General features: G+C 70.8%; 19 protein-coding genes. 14 read left to right on the top strand and 5 right to left on the bottom strand.

Annotated elements, in window-relative coordinates; translation table 11 throughout:
* The first annotated feature begins 78 nt into the window (after positions 1-78).
* The 8 genes from OP04_RS07320 (at position 79) to OP04_RS07285 (ending at position 7921) form a co-directional block, all read left to right on the top strand.
* Positions 79-555 (top strand): winged helix-turn-helix transcriptional regulator, encoded by a 477-nt coding sequence (locus OP04_RS07320; protein WP_085066293.1) that lies wholly within the window; start codon positions 79-81, stop codon positions 553-555.
* The gene (locus OP04_RS07315; RefSeq protein ID WP_033338768.1) at positions 497-1261 is read left to right on the top strand and encodes an alpha/beta fold hydrolase; all 765 of its coding nucleotides are present in this window, start codon (positions 497-499) and stop codon (positions 1259-1261) included. The genes OP04_RS07320 and OP04_RS07315 overlap by 59 nt, the downstream gene beginning before the upstream one ends.
* Before the next feature lie 128 nt (positions 1262-1389).
* Positions 1390-3051, top strand: coding sequence for an ABC transporter substrate-binding protein (locus OP04_RS07310; protein ID WP_033338767.1), 1662 nt, complete (start codon positions 1390-1392; stop codon positions 3049-3051).
* Positions 3052-4056, top strand: a complete 1005-nt coding sequence (locus OP04_RS07305) for an ABC transporter permease (RefSeq protein WP_033338766.1) — start codon at positions 3052-3054, stop codon at positions 4054-4056.
* Complete coding sequence (locus OP04_RS07300; protein ID WP_033338765.1) at positions 4053-4994, top strand: ABC transporter permease; 942 nt, start codon at positions 4053-4055, stop codon at positions 4992-4994. The genes OP04_RS07305 and OP04_RS07300 overlap by 4 nt, the downstream gene beginning before the upstream one ends.
* Before the next feature lie 2 nt (positions 4995-4996).
* The gene (locus OP04_RS07295; RefSeq protein WP_033339057.1) at positions 4997-5974 is read left to right on the top strand and encodes an ABC transporter ATP-binding protein; all 978 of its coding nucleotides are present in this window, start codon (positions 4997-4999) and stop codon (positions 5972-5974) included.
* A complete protein-coding gene (locus tag OP04_RS07290) occupies positions 5971-6990 on the top strand; it encodes an ABC transporter ATP-binding protein (protein ID WP_033338764.1) in 1020 nt (339 codons plus the stop codon). The genes OP04_RS07295 and OP04_RS07290 overlap by 4 nt, the downstream gene beginning before the upstream one ends.
* 94 nt (positions 6991-7084) lie before the next feature.
* Positions 7085-7921 carry a DUF6745 domain-containing protein gene (locus tag OP04_RS07285; RefSeq protein ID WP_033338763.1) on the top strand — a complete coding sequence of 279 codons (837 nt, stop codon included), beginning with the start codon at positions 7085-7087 and terminating at the stop codon, positions 7919-7921.
* Positions 7922-7979: 58 nt separating this feature from the next.
* Here the strand turns inward: OP04_RS07285 and OP04_RS07280 are convergent, their stop codons facing one another.
* A complete protein-coding gene (locus OP04_RS07280) occupies positions 7980-8513 on the bottom strand; it encodes a TetR/AcrR family transcriptional regulator (RefSeq protein ID WP_033338762.1) in 534 nt (177 codons plus the stop codon).
* Positions 8514-8594: 81 nt separating this feature from the next.
* Between OP04_RS07280 and OP04_RS07275 the strand changes: the two genes are divergently transcribed.
* Genes OP04_RS07275 through OP04_RS07260 form a run of 4 tightly spaced genes read left to right on the top strand, consistent with a single transcriptional unit; the run spans position 8595 to position 11099 of the window.
* Positions 8595-8987: a nuclear transport factor 2 family protein gene (locus OP04_RS07275; protein ID WP_033338761.1), complete on the top strand. Its 393-nt coding sequence runs from the start codon at positions 8595-8597 to the stop codon at positions 8985-8987.
* Positions 8984-9778: a Rossmann-fold NAD(P)-binding domain-containing protein gene (locus OP04_RS07270; protein WP_033338760.1), complete on the top strand. Its 795-nt coding sequence runs from the start codon at positions 8984-8986 to the stop codon at positions 9776-9778. The genes OP04_RS07275 and OP04_RS07270 overlap by 4 nt, the downstream gene beginning before the upstream one ends.
* Before the next feature lie 32 nt (positions 9779-9810).
* Complete coding sequence (locus OP04_RS07265) at positions 9811-10167, top strand: cupin domain-containing protein (RefSeq protein ID WP_033338759.1); 357 nt, start codon at positions 9811-9813, stop codon at positions 10165-10167.
* On the top strand, positions 10164-11099 hold the full coding sequence (locus OP04_RS07260; RefSeq protein WP_033338758.1) for a PDR/VanB family oxidoreductase: 936 nt from the start codon (positions 10164-10166) through the stop codon (positions 11097-11099). Before OP04_RS07265 ends, OP04_RS07260 begins: the two co-directional genes overlap by 4 nt.
* Here the strand turns inward: OP04_RS07260 and OP04_RS07255 are convergent.
* Positions 11086-11931 (bottom strand): helix-turn-helix domain-containing protein, encoded by an 846-nt coding sequence (locus tag OP04_RS07255; protein WP_033338757.1) that lies wholly within the window; start codon positions 11929-11931, stop codon positions 11086-11088. The two genes, OP04_RS07260 and OP04_RS07255, sit on opposite strands and share 14 nt — an antisense overlap.
* An 84-nt stretch (positions 11932-12015) precedes the next feature.
* Between OP04_RS07255 and OP04_RS07250 the strand changes: the two genes are divergently transcribed.
* Positions 12016-12774: a nuclear transport factor 2 family protein gene (locus OP04_RS07250; RefSeq protein ID WP_033338756.1), complete on the top strand. Its 759-nt coding sequence runs from the start codon at positions 12016-12018 to the stop codon at positions 12772-12774.
* 10 nt (positions 12775-12784) lie between these two features.
* Positions 12785-12916 carry a hypothetical protein gene (locus tag OP04_RS56400; protein ID WP_269746666.1) on the top strand — a complete coding sequence of 44 codons (132 nt, stop codon included), beginning with the start codon at positions 12785-12787 and terminating at the stop codon, positions 12914-12916.
* A gap of 26 nt (positions 12917-12942) precedes the next feature.
* On the opposite strand, the gene OP04_RS07245 is transcribed toward OP04_RS56400, so the two are convergent.
* The 3 genes from OP04_RS07245 to OP04_RS07235 are packed head-to-tail and all read right to left on the bottom strand — an operon-like array spanning position 12943 to position 15679.
* Positions 12943-13806: an NmrA/HSCARG family protein gene (locus tag OP04_RS07245; RefSeq protein WP_033338755.1), complete on the bottom strand. Its 864-nt coding sequence runs from the start codon at positions 13804-13806 to the stop codon at positions 12943-12945.
* 59 nt (positions 13807-13865) lie between these two features.
* The gene (locus OP04_RS07240; protein WP_033338754.1) at positions 13866-14537 is read right to left on the bottom strand and encodes a response regulator; all 672 of its coding nucleotides are present in this window, start codon (positions 14535-14537) and stop codon (positions 13866-13868) included.
* Positions 14534-15679: a sensor histidine kinase gene (locus OP04_RS07235; RefSeq protein WP_033338753.1), complete on the bottom strand. Its 1146-nt coding sequence runs from the start codon at positions 15677-15679 to the stop codon at positions 14534-14536. Before OP04_RS07235 ends, OP04_RS07240 begins: the two co-directional genes overlap by 4 nt.
* Positions 15680-15683 lie beyond the last annotated feature (4 nt).

The raw sequence follows: 15683 nt of genomic DNA, 5'->3' as shown, positions 1-15683 counted from the left end.
TCGGTGGGTTGCGGTGCCCACGACGCTAGGGGCCAGGCTTACTCTCGGTAAGGACGTACCTCTGGGTAAGCTCATGACATGGTGGACAGTGAGCAGGTCGCGGTGGCCGGCGTCGGGGCGCGTTATGAGGTCTTTCACACGGACTGCCCGGCGCGGGACGTGGTCGACCACGTGACCAGCCGGTGGGGCATCTGGGTGCTGATCTCGCTGCTGACCACCACGCGGGGCGACGGGCTGCGGTTCTTCGAGCTGCGCGAGAGCATCCACGGCATCAGCGAGAAGATGCTGGCCCAGACGCTGCGCGGGCTGGTCGCGGACGGCCTGGTCTGGCGCGAGGTCACGCCCGCGACGCCGCCGCAGGTCACCTACGGGCTGACGCCGTTCGGCCGTGACCTGGGCGAGCCGCTGACCGACCTGTTCGACCGGATCACCCGCGGGCTGCCGCCGGAGCTCAAGCCCGCGCGGACCGCCGGATCGAGTGCGGCATCATGGGCGCGTGGCGGATCTGTGGATATCAAGGCCGGGGGCGGAGCTGGCGTGCTGGGTGCGGGGTGACGGACCGCCGGTCGGCTACGCGCACGGGATGCTGCTGAGCCGGGGCGCGGAGGACACGCGCGGCCTGCACGACTGGTCGCCGGTGATCACAGAGCGACGCCTCGTCCGGTACGACGCCCGCGCGCACGGCGCATCGACCGGTCGGCCCGTTGCCGAGGACTACACCTGGTCACATCTTGCCGACGACCTGATCGCGGTCGCGGAGACGGTGGGGGAGGGCGCGCCGATCGACTTCATGGGCGCGTCCATGGGGTGCGGCACGCTGCTGTGGGCCGCGAGCCGGGCGCCGGAGCGGTTCCGCCGCCTGGTGCTGATCATCCCGCCGACGACCGGCGCGACCCGGGTCAACGCGCGGCTCTATCTGGCCGAGGCCGCCGCGGTTGAGCGCGGGACGCCGGCGCCGCCGTCCGCGCCTCCGCCGATCTTCGCGAGCCTTCCGTCGTACCCCCAGAAGGCCGCCGTTGATCTGGATCTTCTTCCCTCGGTGCTGCGCGGTGCGGCCGCGTCCGACCTGCCCGATCGTGACGTTCTGGGCCGGGTACAGAACGACACGTTGATTCTCGCCTGGGAGACCGATCCGGTGCACCCGGTGAGCTCCGCGCACCTGCTCCACGAGGTGCTCCCGCACGCGAAACTGCAGGTGGCGACCGTCGAGGCCGAGGTGCGCAGGTGGCCGGAAGATGTTGCTGAATATTTGAATTCTTGACGGACCCGCGCCAGCGGCGGTCGTCACCCTGTGGTAGGAAATCTCATCGACACGACGACATGATCCACTGTGGCCACCCAGAGTGGACGAGTTGTGTTGTTCTTTCCATGACCATGAGGTGAGGCGTCATGCAGGCGTTCAGGGCTAAGGCGGTGACCGCGGCCGTGGCAACGGCGGCCGTGCTGCTCTCCGCGGGCTGTGCGGAGAGTAAGCGGGGTGAGACGACCGAGGGTGACCAGACGCTGGTCTTCGGCGTCGCGGCCGACCCCAAGATGCTCGACCCGTCGTTCGCGAAGGACGGCGAGACGCTGCGGGTGGCGCGGCAGATGTTCGAGACGCTGGTGCAGCCGGTGCCGGGCGGCACCGAGGTCGAGGCCGGTCTCGCGGAGAGCTGGCAGGCCAGCCCGGACGGTCTGACCTGGACGTTCAAGATACGGCAGGGCGTGACGTTCCACGACGGGACCACGCTGGACGGCGCCGCCGTGTGTGCGAACTTCGACCGCTGGTTCAACGCGACCGGCGTCATGCAGAGCCCGGACGTGACCGGCTACTGGCAGGACGTGTTCGGCGGGTTCGCGAAGAACGAGAGCGAGTCGCTGCCGCCGAGCCTCTACAAGTCGTGCGCGGCGACGGACGCGGCCACCGCGGTGCTGACGCTGACCCGCACGTCCAGCAAGATTCCGTCCGCGCTGGGCCTGCCGTCGTTCTCGATCCACAGCCCGGCCGCGATGCAGAAGTTCGGCGCCACGATCGGCGGCACCACGCAGTCCGTGGAGTACCCGGAGTACGTGAAGGCGCACCCGACCGGCACCGGGCCGTACAAGTTCGTCTCCTGGGACGTGGCCGCGAAGCGCGTGACGCTGGAGCGCTACGACGGCTACTGGGGCCAGAAGGCGAAGATCAAGACGGTCATCTTCACGGCGATTCCGGACGAGGCCGCGCGCAAGCAGGCGCTGCGCTCCGGTGACATCCAGGGCTACGACGCGGTCGCGCCCGCGGACCAGAAGCCGCTGGCCGACGAGGGCTTCAACGTGCTCATGAAGCCCGCGTTCAACATCCTCTACCTCGGCATCGACCAGGCCGCGAACCCGAAGCTGAAGGATCTGCGGGTCCGCCAGGCGATAGCGATCGCACTCAACCGGCAGGCGCTGGTCGACTCGAAGCTGCCGCCGGGCGCGGAGGTCGCCACCCAGTTCATCCCGCCGACGCTCGCGGGCTGGAACGCGGACGTGACGAAGTACCCGTACGACGTCACCAAGGCGAAGGCGCTGCTCAAGGAGGCCGGCGCGGAGGGCCTGACGCTGAAGTACTACTACCCGACCGAGGTCCAGCGGCCGTACATGCCGAGCACCAAGGACCTGTTCGAGATCCAGAAGGCGGACCTCGAGGCGGCCGGCATCACCATTCAGCCGGTGCCGCTGAAGTGGACGCCGGACTACCTGGCCGCGATCCGCACCACGTCCGACCACGACCTGCACATGCTCGGCTGGACCGGTGACTACGGCGACGCCTACAACTTCATCGGCACGTTCTTCGACCGGCCGCGCAAGGACTTCGGGTTCGAGGACCAGGCGCTGTTCGACCTGTTCAAGACGGCCGACGCGGAGCCGGACGCGACCAAGCGCACCGAGCTCTACAAGCAGCTCAACGCGAAAATCATGGAGACGCTCCCGGCGATCCCGATCTCGCACACGCCGGCCGCGCTCGTGCTCGGCAAGAACCTGACCGGCATCAAGACCAGCCCGCTCAGCAGCGAGCTGCGCCTCTACACCGCGGAGTACACGAGCTAAATGGGTCGCTTCATCGCCCGGCGGCTGATGCAGCTCGTACCGACGCTGTTCGGCCTGTCGATCCTGCTGTTCATCTGGCCGCGTCAGCTGCCGGGCGGTCCGGAGACCGCGCTCCTCGGGGACCGGGGCACGCCGGAGCAGCTCGTGCTGATCCGGCAGAGCCTCGGCCTCGACGAGCCGCTGATCGTGCAGTACGGCAAGTTCCTGGAACGGCTTGCCCGCTTCGATCTCGGCACGTCGATCTCCACCCGGCGGCCGGTGCTCACCGAGTTCGCCGACCGGTTCCCGGCCACGGTCGAGCTGACCGTCACCGCCATGATCATCGCGATCGGGCTCGGCATCCCGCTCGGCTACCTGGCCGCACGGCACCGCGGCTCGATCCTGGACCAGCTCTCCGTGGGCTGGTCCCTGCTCGGCGTCTGCGTGCCGATCTTCTTCCTCGGCTACGTGCTCAAGGCGGTCGGCGCGGAGAACCTCGGTTGGTTCCCGTCCACCGGCCGCCAGGACCCGACCATCGACGCCACGCACGTGACCGGCTTCTACGTGCTCGACGGGCTGCTCACCCAGGAGTGGGACGCGTCGCTCGACGCGCTCTGGCACCTGGTGCTGCCCGGCCTCACGCTGGCCAGCATCCCGCTCGCCGCGATCGTCCGGATCACCAGGGCAAGCGTGATCGAGGTGCTCGGCACCGAGCACGTACGCACGGCCGAGGCCAAGGGCCTCACCGACGCGGTGCTGCGCCGCCGGCACGTGCTGCGCAACGCCATGCTGCCGGTCTCGACCACGATCGGCCTGATGACCGGCACGCTGCTGTCCGGCGCGGTGCTGACCGAGACCGTGTTCGCGTTCGCCGGCATCGGGGCGTTCCTCGCGCAGGCCATCTCCGAACTGGACTATCCGGTGCTGATGGGCTTCATCCTGTTCATCGCGCTCATCTACGTACTCGTGAATCTGGTGGTGGACGTGTCCTACGGCCTGATCGACCCGCGGATCCGGGTCCGGTGAGCGTCCTGACCCGCAAGGCCGATCGCATCGACCGGCTCGCCGACCAGCACGGTCTCAGCCTGTGGCAGGAAGCGCTCCGGCGTCTGCGCCGCAGCCCACCGGCGATCATCGGCGCGGTCATCGTCGTGCTGTTCGTCGTCATCGCGCTGGTCGGACCGCTGCTCGTGCCGCACGACCCGCTCAGCCAGGCGTGGCGCGGCGAGATCAGCGAGGCGCGCGGCGCGTTCCCCGGCCCGCGCGCGGAGAACTGGCTCGGCGTCGACCACCTCGGCCGCGACGAGTTCAGCCGGCTCATCGTCGGCGCGCGGCAGACGCTCATCGTCGGCGTCGTGTCCACACTGCTCGGCCTGGCCGTCGGCGTGCTGATCGGCGGCATCGCGGGCGCGGCGGCCGGTCTCGGCGGACGTGCCGGACGCTTCCTCGACTCGTTCATCATGCGGATCATCGACATGCTGCTCGCGGTGCCCAGCCTGCTGCTCGCGGTCAGCGTCGCGGCCGTGCTCGGGCAGAGCCTGGCCACCGTCATGATCGCGATCGGCCTGGTCTCCGTGCCGATCTTCGCCCGGCTGCTGCGCGGCGCGATGCTGGCCCAGGCCGAGAGCGAGTACGTCACGGCGGCGGTCGCGCTCGGCGTACCCCAATGGAAGATCGCCTGGTCGCACCTGCTGCCGAACTCGGTCGGACCGGTCATCGTGCAGGCCACGCTCACGCTGGCCACCGCGATCATCGAGGCGGCCGCGCTGTCCTTCCTCGGCCTCGGCAACGCGGACGCGGCGATCCCGGAGTGGGGCGTCATGCTCGCGGACGCGCAGCGCTACCTCTCGGTACGCCCGGAATGGGCGATCTACCCCTCGGTCGGCATCATCGTCATCGCGCTCGGGTTCACGCTGCTCGGCGAGTCGATGCGTGAGGCCCTCGACCCGAAGCTGCGAAGGTGACCATGCCGTTGCTCGACGTCTCCGACCTGGCCGTCACGTTCGCGCCCAGGGGCCGTCCCGCCGTCAACGCGGTCGACGGAGTGTCCTTCCAGGTCAACGCCGGCGAGGTCGTCGGCCTCGTCGGCGAGTCCGGCAGCGGCAAGTCCGTGACCGCGATGGCGATCCTCGGACTGCTGCCCAAGGGCAAGGAGGTCCAGGTCACCGGCCGGGCCTCGCTCGACGGCACCGACCTGCTGAGCCTGGACCGGCGACGGCTGCGCGACGTGCGCGGCCGGGACGTGGCCATGGTCTTCCAGGACCCGCTCTCCTCGCTCAACCCGGTCGTGCCGATCGGCACGCAGGTCACCGAGGTGCTCACCCGGCACCGCGGCCTGTCCGGCTCGGCTGCTCGGAAAGAGGCCGCGGACCTGCTGGAACGCGTCGGCATCCCGGACCCGACGCGGCGGCTGCGCGACTATCCCCACCAGCTGTCCGGCGGCATGCGGCAGCGCGTGCTGATCGCGATCGCGGTCGCCTGCCGGCCCCGCCTGATCATCGCGGACGAGCCCACCACCGCGCTCGACGTCACCATCCAGGCGCAGATCCTCGACCTGCTCTCCGGCCTGGTCAAGGACTCCGGCACCTCGCTGCTGCTGATCACGCACGACCTCGGCGTGGTGGCCGGGCTGTGCGACACGGTCAACGTCTTCTACGCCGGACGGCTGGTCGAGACCGCGAAACGCCGGCAGTTGTTCGGGGCGCCGCAGCATCCGTACACGCTGGGCCTGATCGGCTCGATTCCGCGTCTGGACACGCCACGCGGCGACCGGCTGGCCGCCATCCCCGGCTCGGTCCGCGACGTGCTGCCGTGGCCGACCGGCTGCGCGTTCGCGCCGCGCTGCGCGCTGAGCGCGGACGAGTGCGTGGCCGGGCCGCCCGCGCTGCACGTCGTCGACGAGGGCCACACACACCGCTGCGTGCGAGCAGGAGCACCGTCATGAGCCTCTTACAGGTGGAAGACCTGTCCGTGCACTTCCCGATCACCCGGGGCGCGCTGCTCAACCGCACGGTCGGGCACGTGCGCGCGGTCGACGGGGTCTCGTTCTCGATCCCGCGGCACGGGGCCTACGGCCTGGTCGGCGAGTCCGGCTGCGGCAAGTCCACGCTCGGCCGCGCCATCATGCGGCTGAACACGCCGACGTCGGGCACGGTCACCTACGACGGGACCGACCTCACCGCGCTGCACGGTCGTCGCCTGCGCGGCATGCGCCGCCACGTGCAGATGGTGTTCCAGGATCCGATGTCCAGCCTCGACCCCCGGCAGAACGTCGAGACGATCCTGCTCGAAGGGCTCCACACCCACAACATCGGTTCGGGTACGGCGGCGCGCCGCGCCCTGGTGGCGGACGTGCTGGACGCGGTCGGCCTGCCACGGAACTCGCTGTCCCGCTACCCGCACGAGTTCTCCGGCGGGCAGCGGCAGCGCATCGGCATCGCCCGCGCGCTCATCGTCGAGCCGGACCTGATCGTCGCGGACGAGCCGGTCTCCGCGCTGGACGTCTCCATCCAGGCGCAGATCCTCAACCTGCTCGCCGACCTGCAGGCGTCCCGGGGGCTGACCTACCTGATCATCGCGCACGACCTGGCCGTGGTCCGGCACGTGTCCCGGACGGTCGGCGTGATGTATCTGGGGTCGCTGGTGGAGGAGGCAGACAGCGACGACCTGTATGCGACGCCGCTGCATCCGTACACGCGGGCTCTCGTCTCGGCCGTCCCGGTTCCGGACCCCGACGTGGAGGACCGGCGCGAGCGGATCATCCTCCGCGGCGACCTGCCGTCCGCGGCGGCGCCGCCGTCGGGGTGCCGCTTCCACACGCGCTGCCCGTGGGTGCGCGACACGCGCTGCAAGGACGAGCGCCCGCTGCTGCGCACCATCTCGACCGGCGCGACGAACCACCGGGTGGCGTGCCACTGGGCGGAGGAGATCGCGGCGGCTCCGGCTCCGGCTTCCGTGTGACTCGTCCGCCGGGGTCCGGACCGGCGTCAGGTTCGGACCCCGGTCGCGACCTGGTGAGTGTCGTGCTCTTGCGGTGCTGTGCCAGCCTCTGGGGATGAGGCTGAACGCGGAGCAGGCCGAATTGGTGACGGGGCTGGCGCGGGACTGGCGGGCGGCGGCCGCGGTGTCCTGGCCGCTGGACCGGGAGGCGACCGAGGTGGTGATCCGGTCGGTCTACGAGGACATGGCGGCCCCGATGCCGCGGATCGCCTGGGTCGACTCGCCGCGTGCGGCGGCGCGGCTGCTGGGCGATCTCGGTGAGCGGGCGGGTGACGTCCTGCCCAGGAAGGATCAGCCGCAGGGCATCACCGGGTGGGTGGATCCGCGGGGCGTGATCTGGGTCGACGCGTCCCTGCTGCACCAGGTGGGGTTCGACCTCGAGGACGTCGACGCCGATCTCCTCGCGGAGATCGCCGAGCCGTTCGGGGTCACCGTCTACGACTGGTACGGGCCGCCGGTGGAGGGCACCCACGGCTACGAGGCCGACGCGTGGCTGCGGGTGTCGGTGCGCGGGGCGGTGCGCTCCGATCGGTCGGTGCCCGCGCCCTTCGAGGCGTGGACCGCCGCGATGTGGGTCGGCTTCTACGATGCGGTCCTGCGGCTGGGTCTGCTGGGTCCGCTGAAGGACGCGCCCGGCTACGTGCGGTACTTCGGCCAGATCGCCGACCTGGGCCGCTGCGGCGCCGGCTGGTGGTGGCCGCGCACCGACGTGTGTGTGGTGTCGCGCCGGCCGGTCTCGATGTCGGTCGAGCCGGAGGCCGTGTACGGACCCCAGGTCGTCCATCGGGGCGAGGCACACCGCCTGCACCGCGACGACGGCCCGGCCCTGGTGTTCGCGGACGGCTCGGCCTACGACGTCCGCCACGGCGAGCCGCAGGCCGGGCCACGGTGACCCGGGGTCACCTAGCCCGAAGGTGTGGGGCCGTACCGAAACAGCGTTGATGAACTTGTCATGAGAACACCTGGCGGACCAGGTCGCGCAGTCCGGCGAGCGGATCCCCGTCCGGCTGCCGGCGCAGGTGCTCCACCAGGTCGCTGCGCACGGCCGCGAGCAGCGCATGGGCCAGGAATCCGGCGTTCTCCGGCCCGCGTCCCCGGGTGATCAGCGAGACCAGGTCCGCGTGCAGCCGGTCGTATCCGGCGCTCTGGTACGGGCTGCCCTGTCCTTCCCGTTCCAGTGCGAGCGTCAGGCCCCGGTGCTGCTCCTTGAACGTCCATACCCGGGTCAGCAGCTCGACGGCGGCGTCCGAAGGGGATTCGGCGGTCGGCGGCGTCGGCGCGAGTGACTGCGCCACCCGGTCGTCGTAGAGCGTGCGGATCAGGCCGCGGCGGTCGCCGAAGCCGCGGAAGATCGTGCCCTTGCCGACGCCTGCCGCGGCGGCGACCGCGTCCATCGAGACCTCGTCGGGGTCGTCGGCCTCTTCGAGCAGGCGTGCCACGGCGGCGAGGACGGCCTCCCGGTTGCGTGCCTTGTCTGCGCGCACGACGACACCTGCCCTTCCTAAGCGGACCGATAGTCCGCTATGGTGAAGCGGACCGGCAGTCCGCAGTCTAAAGGAGAAGCCATGAGTCCATCAGAGGTGTTCCGGCGTGCCACCGATGCGCTGCTCGCACACGACATGGCGGCATTTATCGCGCTTTATGCGGATGACGCGGTGATGGAGTTCCCGTTCGCGCCGCCCGGACGGCCGCAGCGGCTGAACGGGCGCGCCGAGGTCGAGGCCTACCTCGACGGCTACACGGACATGGTGAACATCCAGCGCATCCACGACGTGATCGTGCACGAGACCGCGGACCCGGACGTGATCGTCGCGGAGATGGCGGCCAGCGGGCTGATCGTCGCCGGCGGCGCGCCCTACACGGCCCGCTACATCGCGGTGCTGACCATCGTCGGTGACCGCATCCGGCACTACCGTGACTACTGGAACCCGCTGATGCTGCAGCAGGTCGCCGCATGACGGTGCTGGTCACGGCCGCGAACGGCACCACGGGCAGCCGGGTGGCGAGACGGCTGGGCGCGCGGGGTGCCGCGGTGCGCCGGGCCGGGCGGTCGGCGGACGTGCGGTTCGACTGGTCAGCGCCGGACACCTACGCGCCCGCGCTGCACGGCGCGCACGGCGTCTATCTGGTCCTGCCGCCGGGTGTCGCCGATCCGGACCCGGTGGTGGAGCCGTTCCTGGCCGAGGTTGCGCGGGCGAAGCTGCAGCGTCTCGTACTCCTGAGTTCTTCTGCAGTGCCGTTCGTCGACTACCTCGGGAAGTACGTGCCGGACTGGCTGGTCCTGCGCCCGAGCTGGTTCGCCAGCAACTTCACCGGTACGCACCTGCACGCGGCGTCCGCCCGCCGCGACGGTGAGATCGTCAGCGCCACCGGCGACGGCCGCGTCCCGTTCATCGATCCGGACGACATCGCCGCCGTCGCCACCATGTTCCTGTCGGGGGAGGCGGAGGGCGGGCGGGACGTCGTCCTGACGGGGCCGGAGCCGCTCAGCTTCGACGACGTGGCTGCGGTGCTGACCGAGGTGACCGGGCGTCCGGTCCGGCATCGCCGGGTCGGCGAGCGGCAGCTCGCCGCACGTCTGCGCGACCACGGCACCCCGGCTGGGTTCGCGGATCTGCTGGCCGGCATGGACACGGCGATCGCGGCCGGTGCGGAGGACCGGACCACGCGGCTCGTCGAGGAGATCACCGGGCGCCCGCCGCGATCCTTCCGCGCATTCGCTCTAGCCTCACTTGGGATCCACAGTTAAGGTCTTGGTATCCAATCTGAGGATGGAGCGCCATGACCCTCGCCAACCGCCCGCTGGACGCGACCGACCTCGCGGAGAAGCTGCTCGGCCCGCCCAGCGCCGCACCGCTCGGCGGCGACATAACCGTCCGCAGCCGCGTCGACTTCGCCACCGACGACCGCCGCCTGATCTCCGGCGTCTGGGAGTCCGAGCCGGGCACGTCCCGCTGGGAGTTCCTGACCCGCGGCGAGATCATCCACGTGGTCGCCGGGCGCATGGTCGTCACGGAGGACGGCGGCGAGCCGGTCGAACTGACCGCGGGCGCGACCGCCTACTTCCCGATCGGCTGGGAAGGCGAGTGGACCGTCACCGAGCGGCTCCGCAAGGTCTACGTCGTCTACAAGGCGTGACCGTGCACGAGCTGATGGTCCGCGGTCTCGTTCTCGAGTCCGACGACGTCCTCGCGGTCGAGCTGGTTTCCGCCGTGGGACATCTGCCACGGTGGGAACCGGGCGCCCACCTCGATCTGGTGATCGGCGACGGCAGCGTCCGGCAGTACTCGCTGTGCGGTGACCCGGACGCGCCCTCGCTGACGATCGCGGTCCGGCACGAGCCGGCCGGGCGTGGCGGCTCCGCCTGGCTGCACCGGGAGGTACGTCCCGGCGACCGGGTCACCGTGCGTGGCGTCAAGAACCACTTCGCACTGGAGGAGGCGCCGGAGATCGTGCTGATCGCGGGCGGGGTCGGCATCACGCCGCTGCTGCCGATGGCGGAGCGGCTCGCGCGTGGCGGCACGCCGTGGCGGCTGGCCTACATCGGTCGTACCCCCGCGAAAATGCCTTTTCTGTCCCGGATTCACGCGCTCGGCACGCGAGCGGTCGTCCATGCCACCGCCGCCTCCGGCCGGCCTGACGTTGCCGCGCTGCTCGACGGCGCGCGCCCCGACGCGCTCGTCTACGTCTGCGGGCCTGTCTCGCTGATCGACGCCGTGCGGTCCACGCTGGAGTCACGCGGGCTCGCCGACCGGCTGCGAGCCGAGTACTTCGAGGCTCCGGACCTGCCTGCCGCGGAGCCCGGCGCCTTCACGCTCCGGCTCGAACGGTCCAACCTGGACCTCACGGTGCCCCCGGGCAGCAGCGCGCTCGAAGCGGTCACGGCCGCGGGCATCGACGTCCTCACCGACTGTGAAGAGGGCATCTGCGGCAGCTGCGAGACCACAGTCCTGGCCGGCGCGGTCGACCACCGCGACTTCGTGTTGACCGCCCGGGAGAAGTCCGCCAACACGTGCATGATGCTGTGCGTCTCCCGCGCGATCACACCTTGCCTGGTCATCGACCTTTGAGAGTGCTGCGGAACGCGATCGGGGTGTGGCCGGTGCGCACGTGGAAGTACTTGGTGAAGTTGGTGGCGCTGGTGAAGCCGAGGCGGGTGGCGATCTGGGCGGCGGTGTGGTCGCTGTGCGCGAGCAGGCGTTTGGCCTCCAGGACGATGCGCCGGTCGATGAACTCCTTGCCGTTGACGCCGGCCGCGGCCTGGGTGGCGCGGGAGAGGGTGCGGGTGGAGTAGCCGAGCGTGCGGGCGTAGTCGTCGAGCCGGTGGCTGCGGGTGAAGTCGCGTTCGAGGGTGTCGCGGAAGCGCACGAAGACGGTCTCGGGCACGGCCTCGGTATGCGGGGAGCCGAGGTGGGTCAGCTGCGTGACGAGGACGACGAGCAGTTGCCGCAGCACGGCCTGGCGCACGTCGAGCGGCAGTGAGCCGGGGTCGGCGAACACGCCGGCGAGGTGGCCTGCGGACACGGTCAGGCGCCGGCGGTCCTCGGCGGAGAAGTCGTACCGGGCCGGGCCGGTGTGGGTGGCGTCGAGGAACGTGGGCTCGACGAGGATCAGCATGCCGTCGACGTCGCCGAGGTCGCCCCACTGCTGGACCTGGCCGGGCCGTACCCACAGCCAGGAGCCCGGGGTCAGCTCGTGCCGGGTGAAGTCGACGGTGTGGTGCAGCGTGCCGCGGTCCAGGGTGAGCAGGTGGTGGAACGTCGGCCGCTGCGGCGAGCCGAGCAGGGCGCGGTCGGTCCGGGACCGCAGGTCATGCAGGCTCATCACCTCGACCGCGTGCGGGATCCCGGCCGGTGCGGCGAACTCCAGATCGCGGATGCCACCTTGTCGCTTTTTGACCATCACGAGTCGTCACCGTACCCCGTCGGAATGCTGGTGGGCTTTTAGGTTTTACCTGCAAGGCCACAACGAGAAGGACGAGGGTCAATGAGCGCCAAAGAGACAGTGCTGTCAGCAGCGGGCCAGCTGTTCGGGGACAGGGACCCGAGCGCGGTCGACCGCTGGGCGGCGCCGACGTACATCCAGCACAGCGCGCTGGCCGCGGACGGCCCGGCCGGGCTGCGCGCCCTGGTCGAGAGCCTGCCGGCCGGGTTCCGCTACGACCTGCACCGGGTGATCGCCGACGGTGACCTGGTCGCGTTGCACGGCACCTATCACGGATTCGGGCCGGCGCCGCTGGTCGCGTTCGACGTCTTCCGGGTCGCCGACGGCAGGCTCGCCGAGCACTGGGACGCGCTGAGCCCGGTGGTGGAGACGACCGTGTCCGGCAGGTCGCAGACCGACGGCCCGACCGAGGTCACCGACCTCGACAGGACCGAGGCCAACCGCGAGCTGGTCGCCGGGTTCGTCGAGACCGTCCTCAAGGGCGGCAAGGTCGACACCCTGACCGACTACCTGAGCACCGAGTCGTACGCACAGCACAACGTGGGCATCGGCGACAACCTCGACGGCCTCGGCGCCGCCCTCACCGCGCTCGCGGAGCAGGGCGTCACCATGGTCTACGACACCGTGCACAAGGTGATCGCCGAGGGCAACTTCGTGCTGACCGTGTCGGAGGGCTCGTTCGGGCCGACGCCGACCGCGTTCTACGACCTGTTCCGGGTCGAGAACGGCACGATCGTCGAGCACTGGGACCTCACCCCGGAGATCAGGACCGACCTCCCGCACGGCAACGGGCTGTTCTGATCACTGAGCGATGGACCGGCCGCTCACACCGGCGGCCGGTCCTGCCTGCGGCGGCGTCTTCCCCCTGGCCGAGCGGTTCGAGGCCGAGAACAGCCCTGTCCAGCCGATCGATCCTGTCGTGCCGCGGATCGGCCGGGGCTGAGTGTGAGCTGCCCGGGGCGCGGGCGTTCAGCGGGGCGGGGCCCAGCCGGTGGATCGGATCCACTCGGCCAGGTCCCGGGTGGCAGGCTCGATCGCCCGCACCACCGCAGGATCCGAGGGGTATGCCGCCGCCTCCGCGAACTGGCGGAACATCGCCCTGTCGAGTTCGCTGGGAAGCACGCTCAGGGGCAGGGCCTCGTACCGTGCCGGAAGCCCGGCGCGTGCGCCGAACGCCGCGGCGATCTGGGGGCCGGTCAGCTCGTCGCCGACCAGCTCGACGGCGCCGCCGGGTGCCTCCGCGGTACCGAGCAGGAGCGCGGCGGCGACCCGGCCGATGTCCCTGATCGAGATCATCTTCAGGGCGACGTCCTCCGGCAGCGGCAGCCTCAGCACGATCTCCCCATGCTCCAGACTCGGTGCCATCACGGTCGCGAAGTTCTCCATGAAGGCGGTCGGGCGCACCATCGTGGCCCGCAGGCCGGACTTCCGCAGATGCTCCTCGATCCGGTGCTTCGAGTCGTGGTGCGGCACGCCCGACTCCCGGTCCGCTCCGAAGACCGAGTTGAACACGACGTGCGGGACGCCCGCGTCGGCCGCGGCGTCGACGAGCGCGGTGCCGACGCGGATCTCCGCCTCGACCTCGTCGAGGCTGTTCGCCTCCGGGGTCATGAAGTAGAACCCGTCGACCGCCGTCAGCGCGGCGGCCGGCGACGCCGGATCGTCGATCCGGACGGCCGTCAGCTCGACGCCGCGGGCGGCCAGCGCCTGAGCCCGGCCGGACTGCGGGTCGCGGACCAGAGCCCGCACCCGCGCCTCGTGCTCCAGCAGCGCGTCGACCACCGCCCCGCCCTGTTGTCCCGTCGCGCCGAAGACTGCGATCTGTGTGTTCATCGCTGCCACCCTTCAGTAGTTCATGGCATGAACGAAAATAGTTCATGCCATGAACGTCGTCAAGGTGAGCGCGGGAGCAGGGCGTTTTCGTAGGCGTAGATGACGGCCTGGATGCGGTCGCGGAGGCCGAGTTTGGTGAGGACGTGGGAGACGTGGGTCTTCACCGTCTGTTCGCCGACGAAGAGGTGGGTGGCGATCTCGGCGTTGGAGCGGCCGCGGGCGATCTCGAGGAGGATCTCGCGTTCGCGAGGGGTGAGGCGGTCCAGGGCGGCGGGCGGGCGTGTGGCGGAAGCGGAGGCGGGGGCCAGTCCGGCGCTGAAGCGGGTGACGAGGCGGCGGGTGACGGACGGGTCGATGAGGGCGTCGCCACGGGCGGCGATGCGGATGGCGCCGAGGAGCTCGTCGGTGGGCATGCTCTTCAGGCAGAAGCCGCTGGCACCGGCCTGCAGGGCGCGATAGACATAGCCGTCCTCGTCGTAGGTGGTGAGCAGGACGATTTTGCAGCCGGAGCCGGAGGAGAGGACGGACTCGGCCGCGGCCAGGCCGTCCATGCGGGGCATGCGGACGTCGAGGACGGCCACGTCGGGGCGGAGACGCGCGATCTCGCGGACGGCGGCCAGGCCGTCGCCGACGTCGGCCACGCATTCCAGGTCGGGCTGGGTCTCCAGCGCGCTGCGGAAACCGGACCGGTAGAACTCGTGGTCGTCGGCGAGCAGGACACGGATGGTCATCGGGTCTCCTGGAGCGGGAAGATCACGGTGGTACGCCACCGGCCGGTACCGTCCGGGCCGGTGTCCACGGTGCCGCCGAACATGGCGGTGCGGTGGCGGATGCCGTCGAGGCCTCTACCCGTACCCAGGCGGGGTCGTGGGTGTGATGAGACCGGGTTCGCGCCACTCACACGCAGGCCGGCCACCGTCTGGATGATCTCCAGGTCGAGCGTGCCGTCGCCGTGGCGCAGCGCGTTCGTCATGATCTCCTGGATTATGCGGTAGGCGGCCAGGTTCAGCGAGTCCGGCAACCGCTGCGGGTCCAGGCCGGTCAGGTGGGGGCGCACCGCAAGGCCGGCGCGCGCGATCAGGTCGTCGAGCGCGCCGAGGCCGGGTTGCTGCACGCCGTCGGTGTCGGTGCCGTGCAGCAGGTCGAGCATGCGCCGCAGGTCGGACAGTGCGGCCCGGCTGGACGTCTCGACCTGCTGCAGTGAGCCGGTGACGCGGGCCGAGCCGGCGCCGATCGCGAGCCGGGCGGCGGAGGCGTGCATGCCGACGGCGCTGACGTGGTGCGAGATCGTGTCGTGCAGGTCGCGGGCGATGGCGGTACGTTCCGCCTCCATCGCCTCGGCGGCGGATCTGCGCTGCTCCTCGGCGCGGCGGCGGACGTCGCCGATGTGGCCGGCGAGGCCGGTGGTGTGCCGGCCGAGGAGCCACGGCAGGACCGTGTTGGAGAAGGTGAGCAGGATGTTCGGCGCGGTCGCGCTGAAGCCCTGGAGGGCCTGCGTGACGAACAGGCCGGTGATCAGCACGGCCAGCGTGGCGTACGAGCGTGGTCCGCGCAGCCACGCGCCGGCCCGGTAGGCGGACACGACCAGGCCGGTCGCGTTGCCGATGCCGTTGTCGCGCTCGCCGGTGAACGTGAACAGCAGCGCCATCACGCCGATCCGGACCACCGCGTGCAGCACCGCGACCGGCCCGGCCGTGCGTGCGGGCAGCGCCAGCGCCAGGTCCGCGGCTACGATCGCCAGGCCGGCGATCCAGACCGCGGGGTGCTGCGGCGCGGACGCGGCGTGCAGCAGGAACGGTGCGCCGTCCCCGATCACGCAGCCGAGCGCGATCAGCAGCGACTGCCGGCGCAGCGCGGGTGTGTCGTCACGCATGGCG

Origin of the sequence: Catenuloplanes japonicus, assembly GCF_000717135.1 — a bacterium.
Taxonomy (GTDB): Bacteria; Actinomycetota; Actinomycetes; order Mycobacteriales; family Micromonosporaceae; genus Catenuloplanes; species Catenuloplanes japonicus.
The sequence above is the reverse complement of the archived record's forward strand: the minus strand, read 5'-3'. Positions and strand labels throughout refer to the sequence as shown.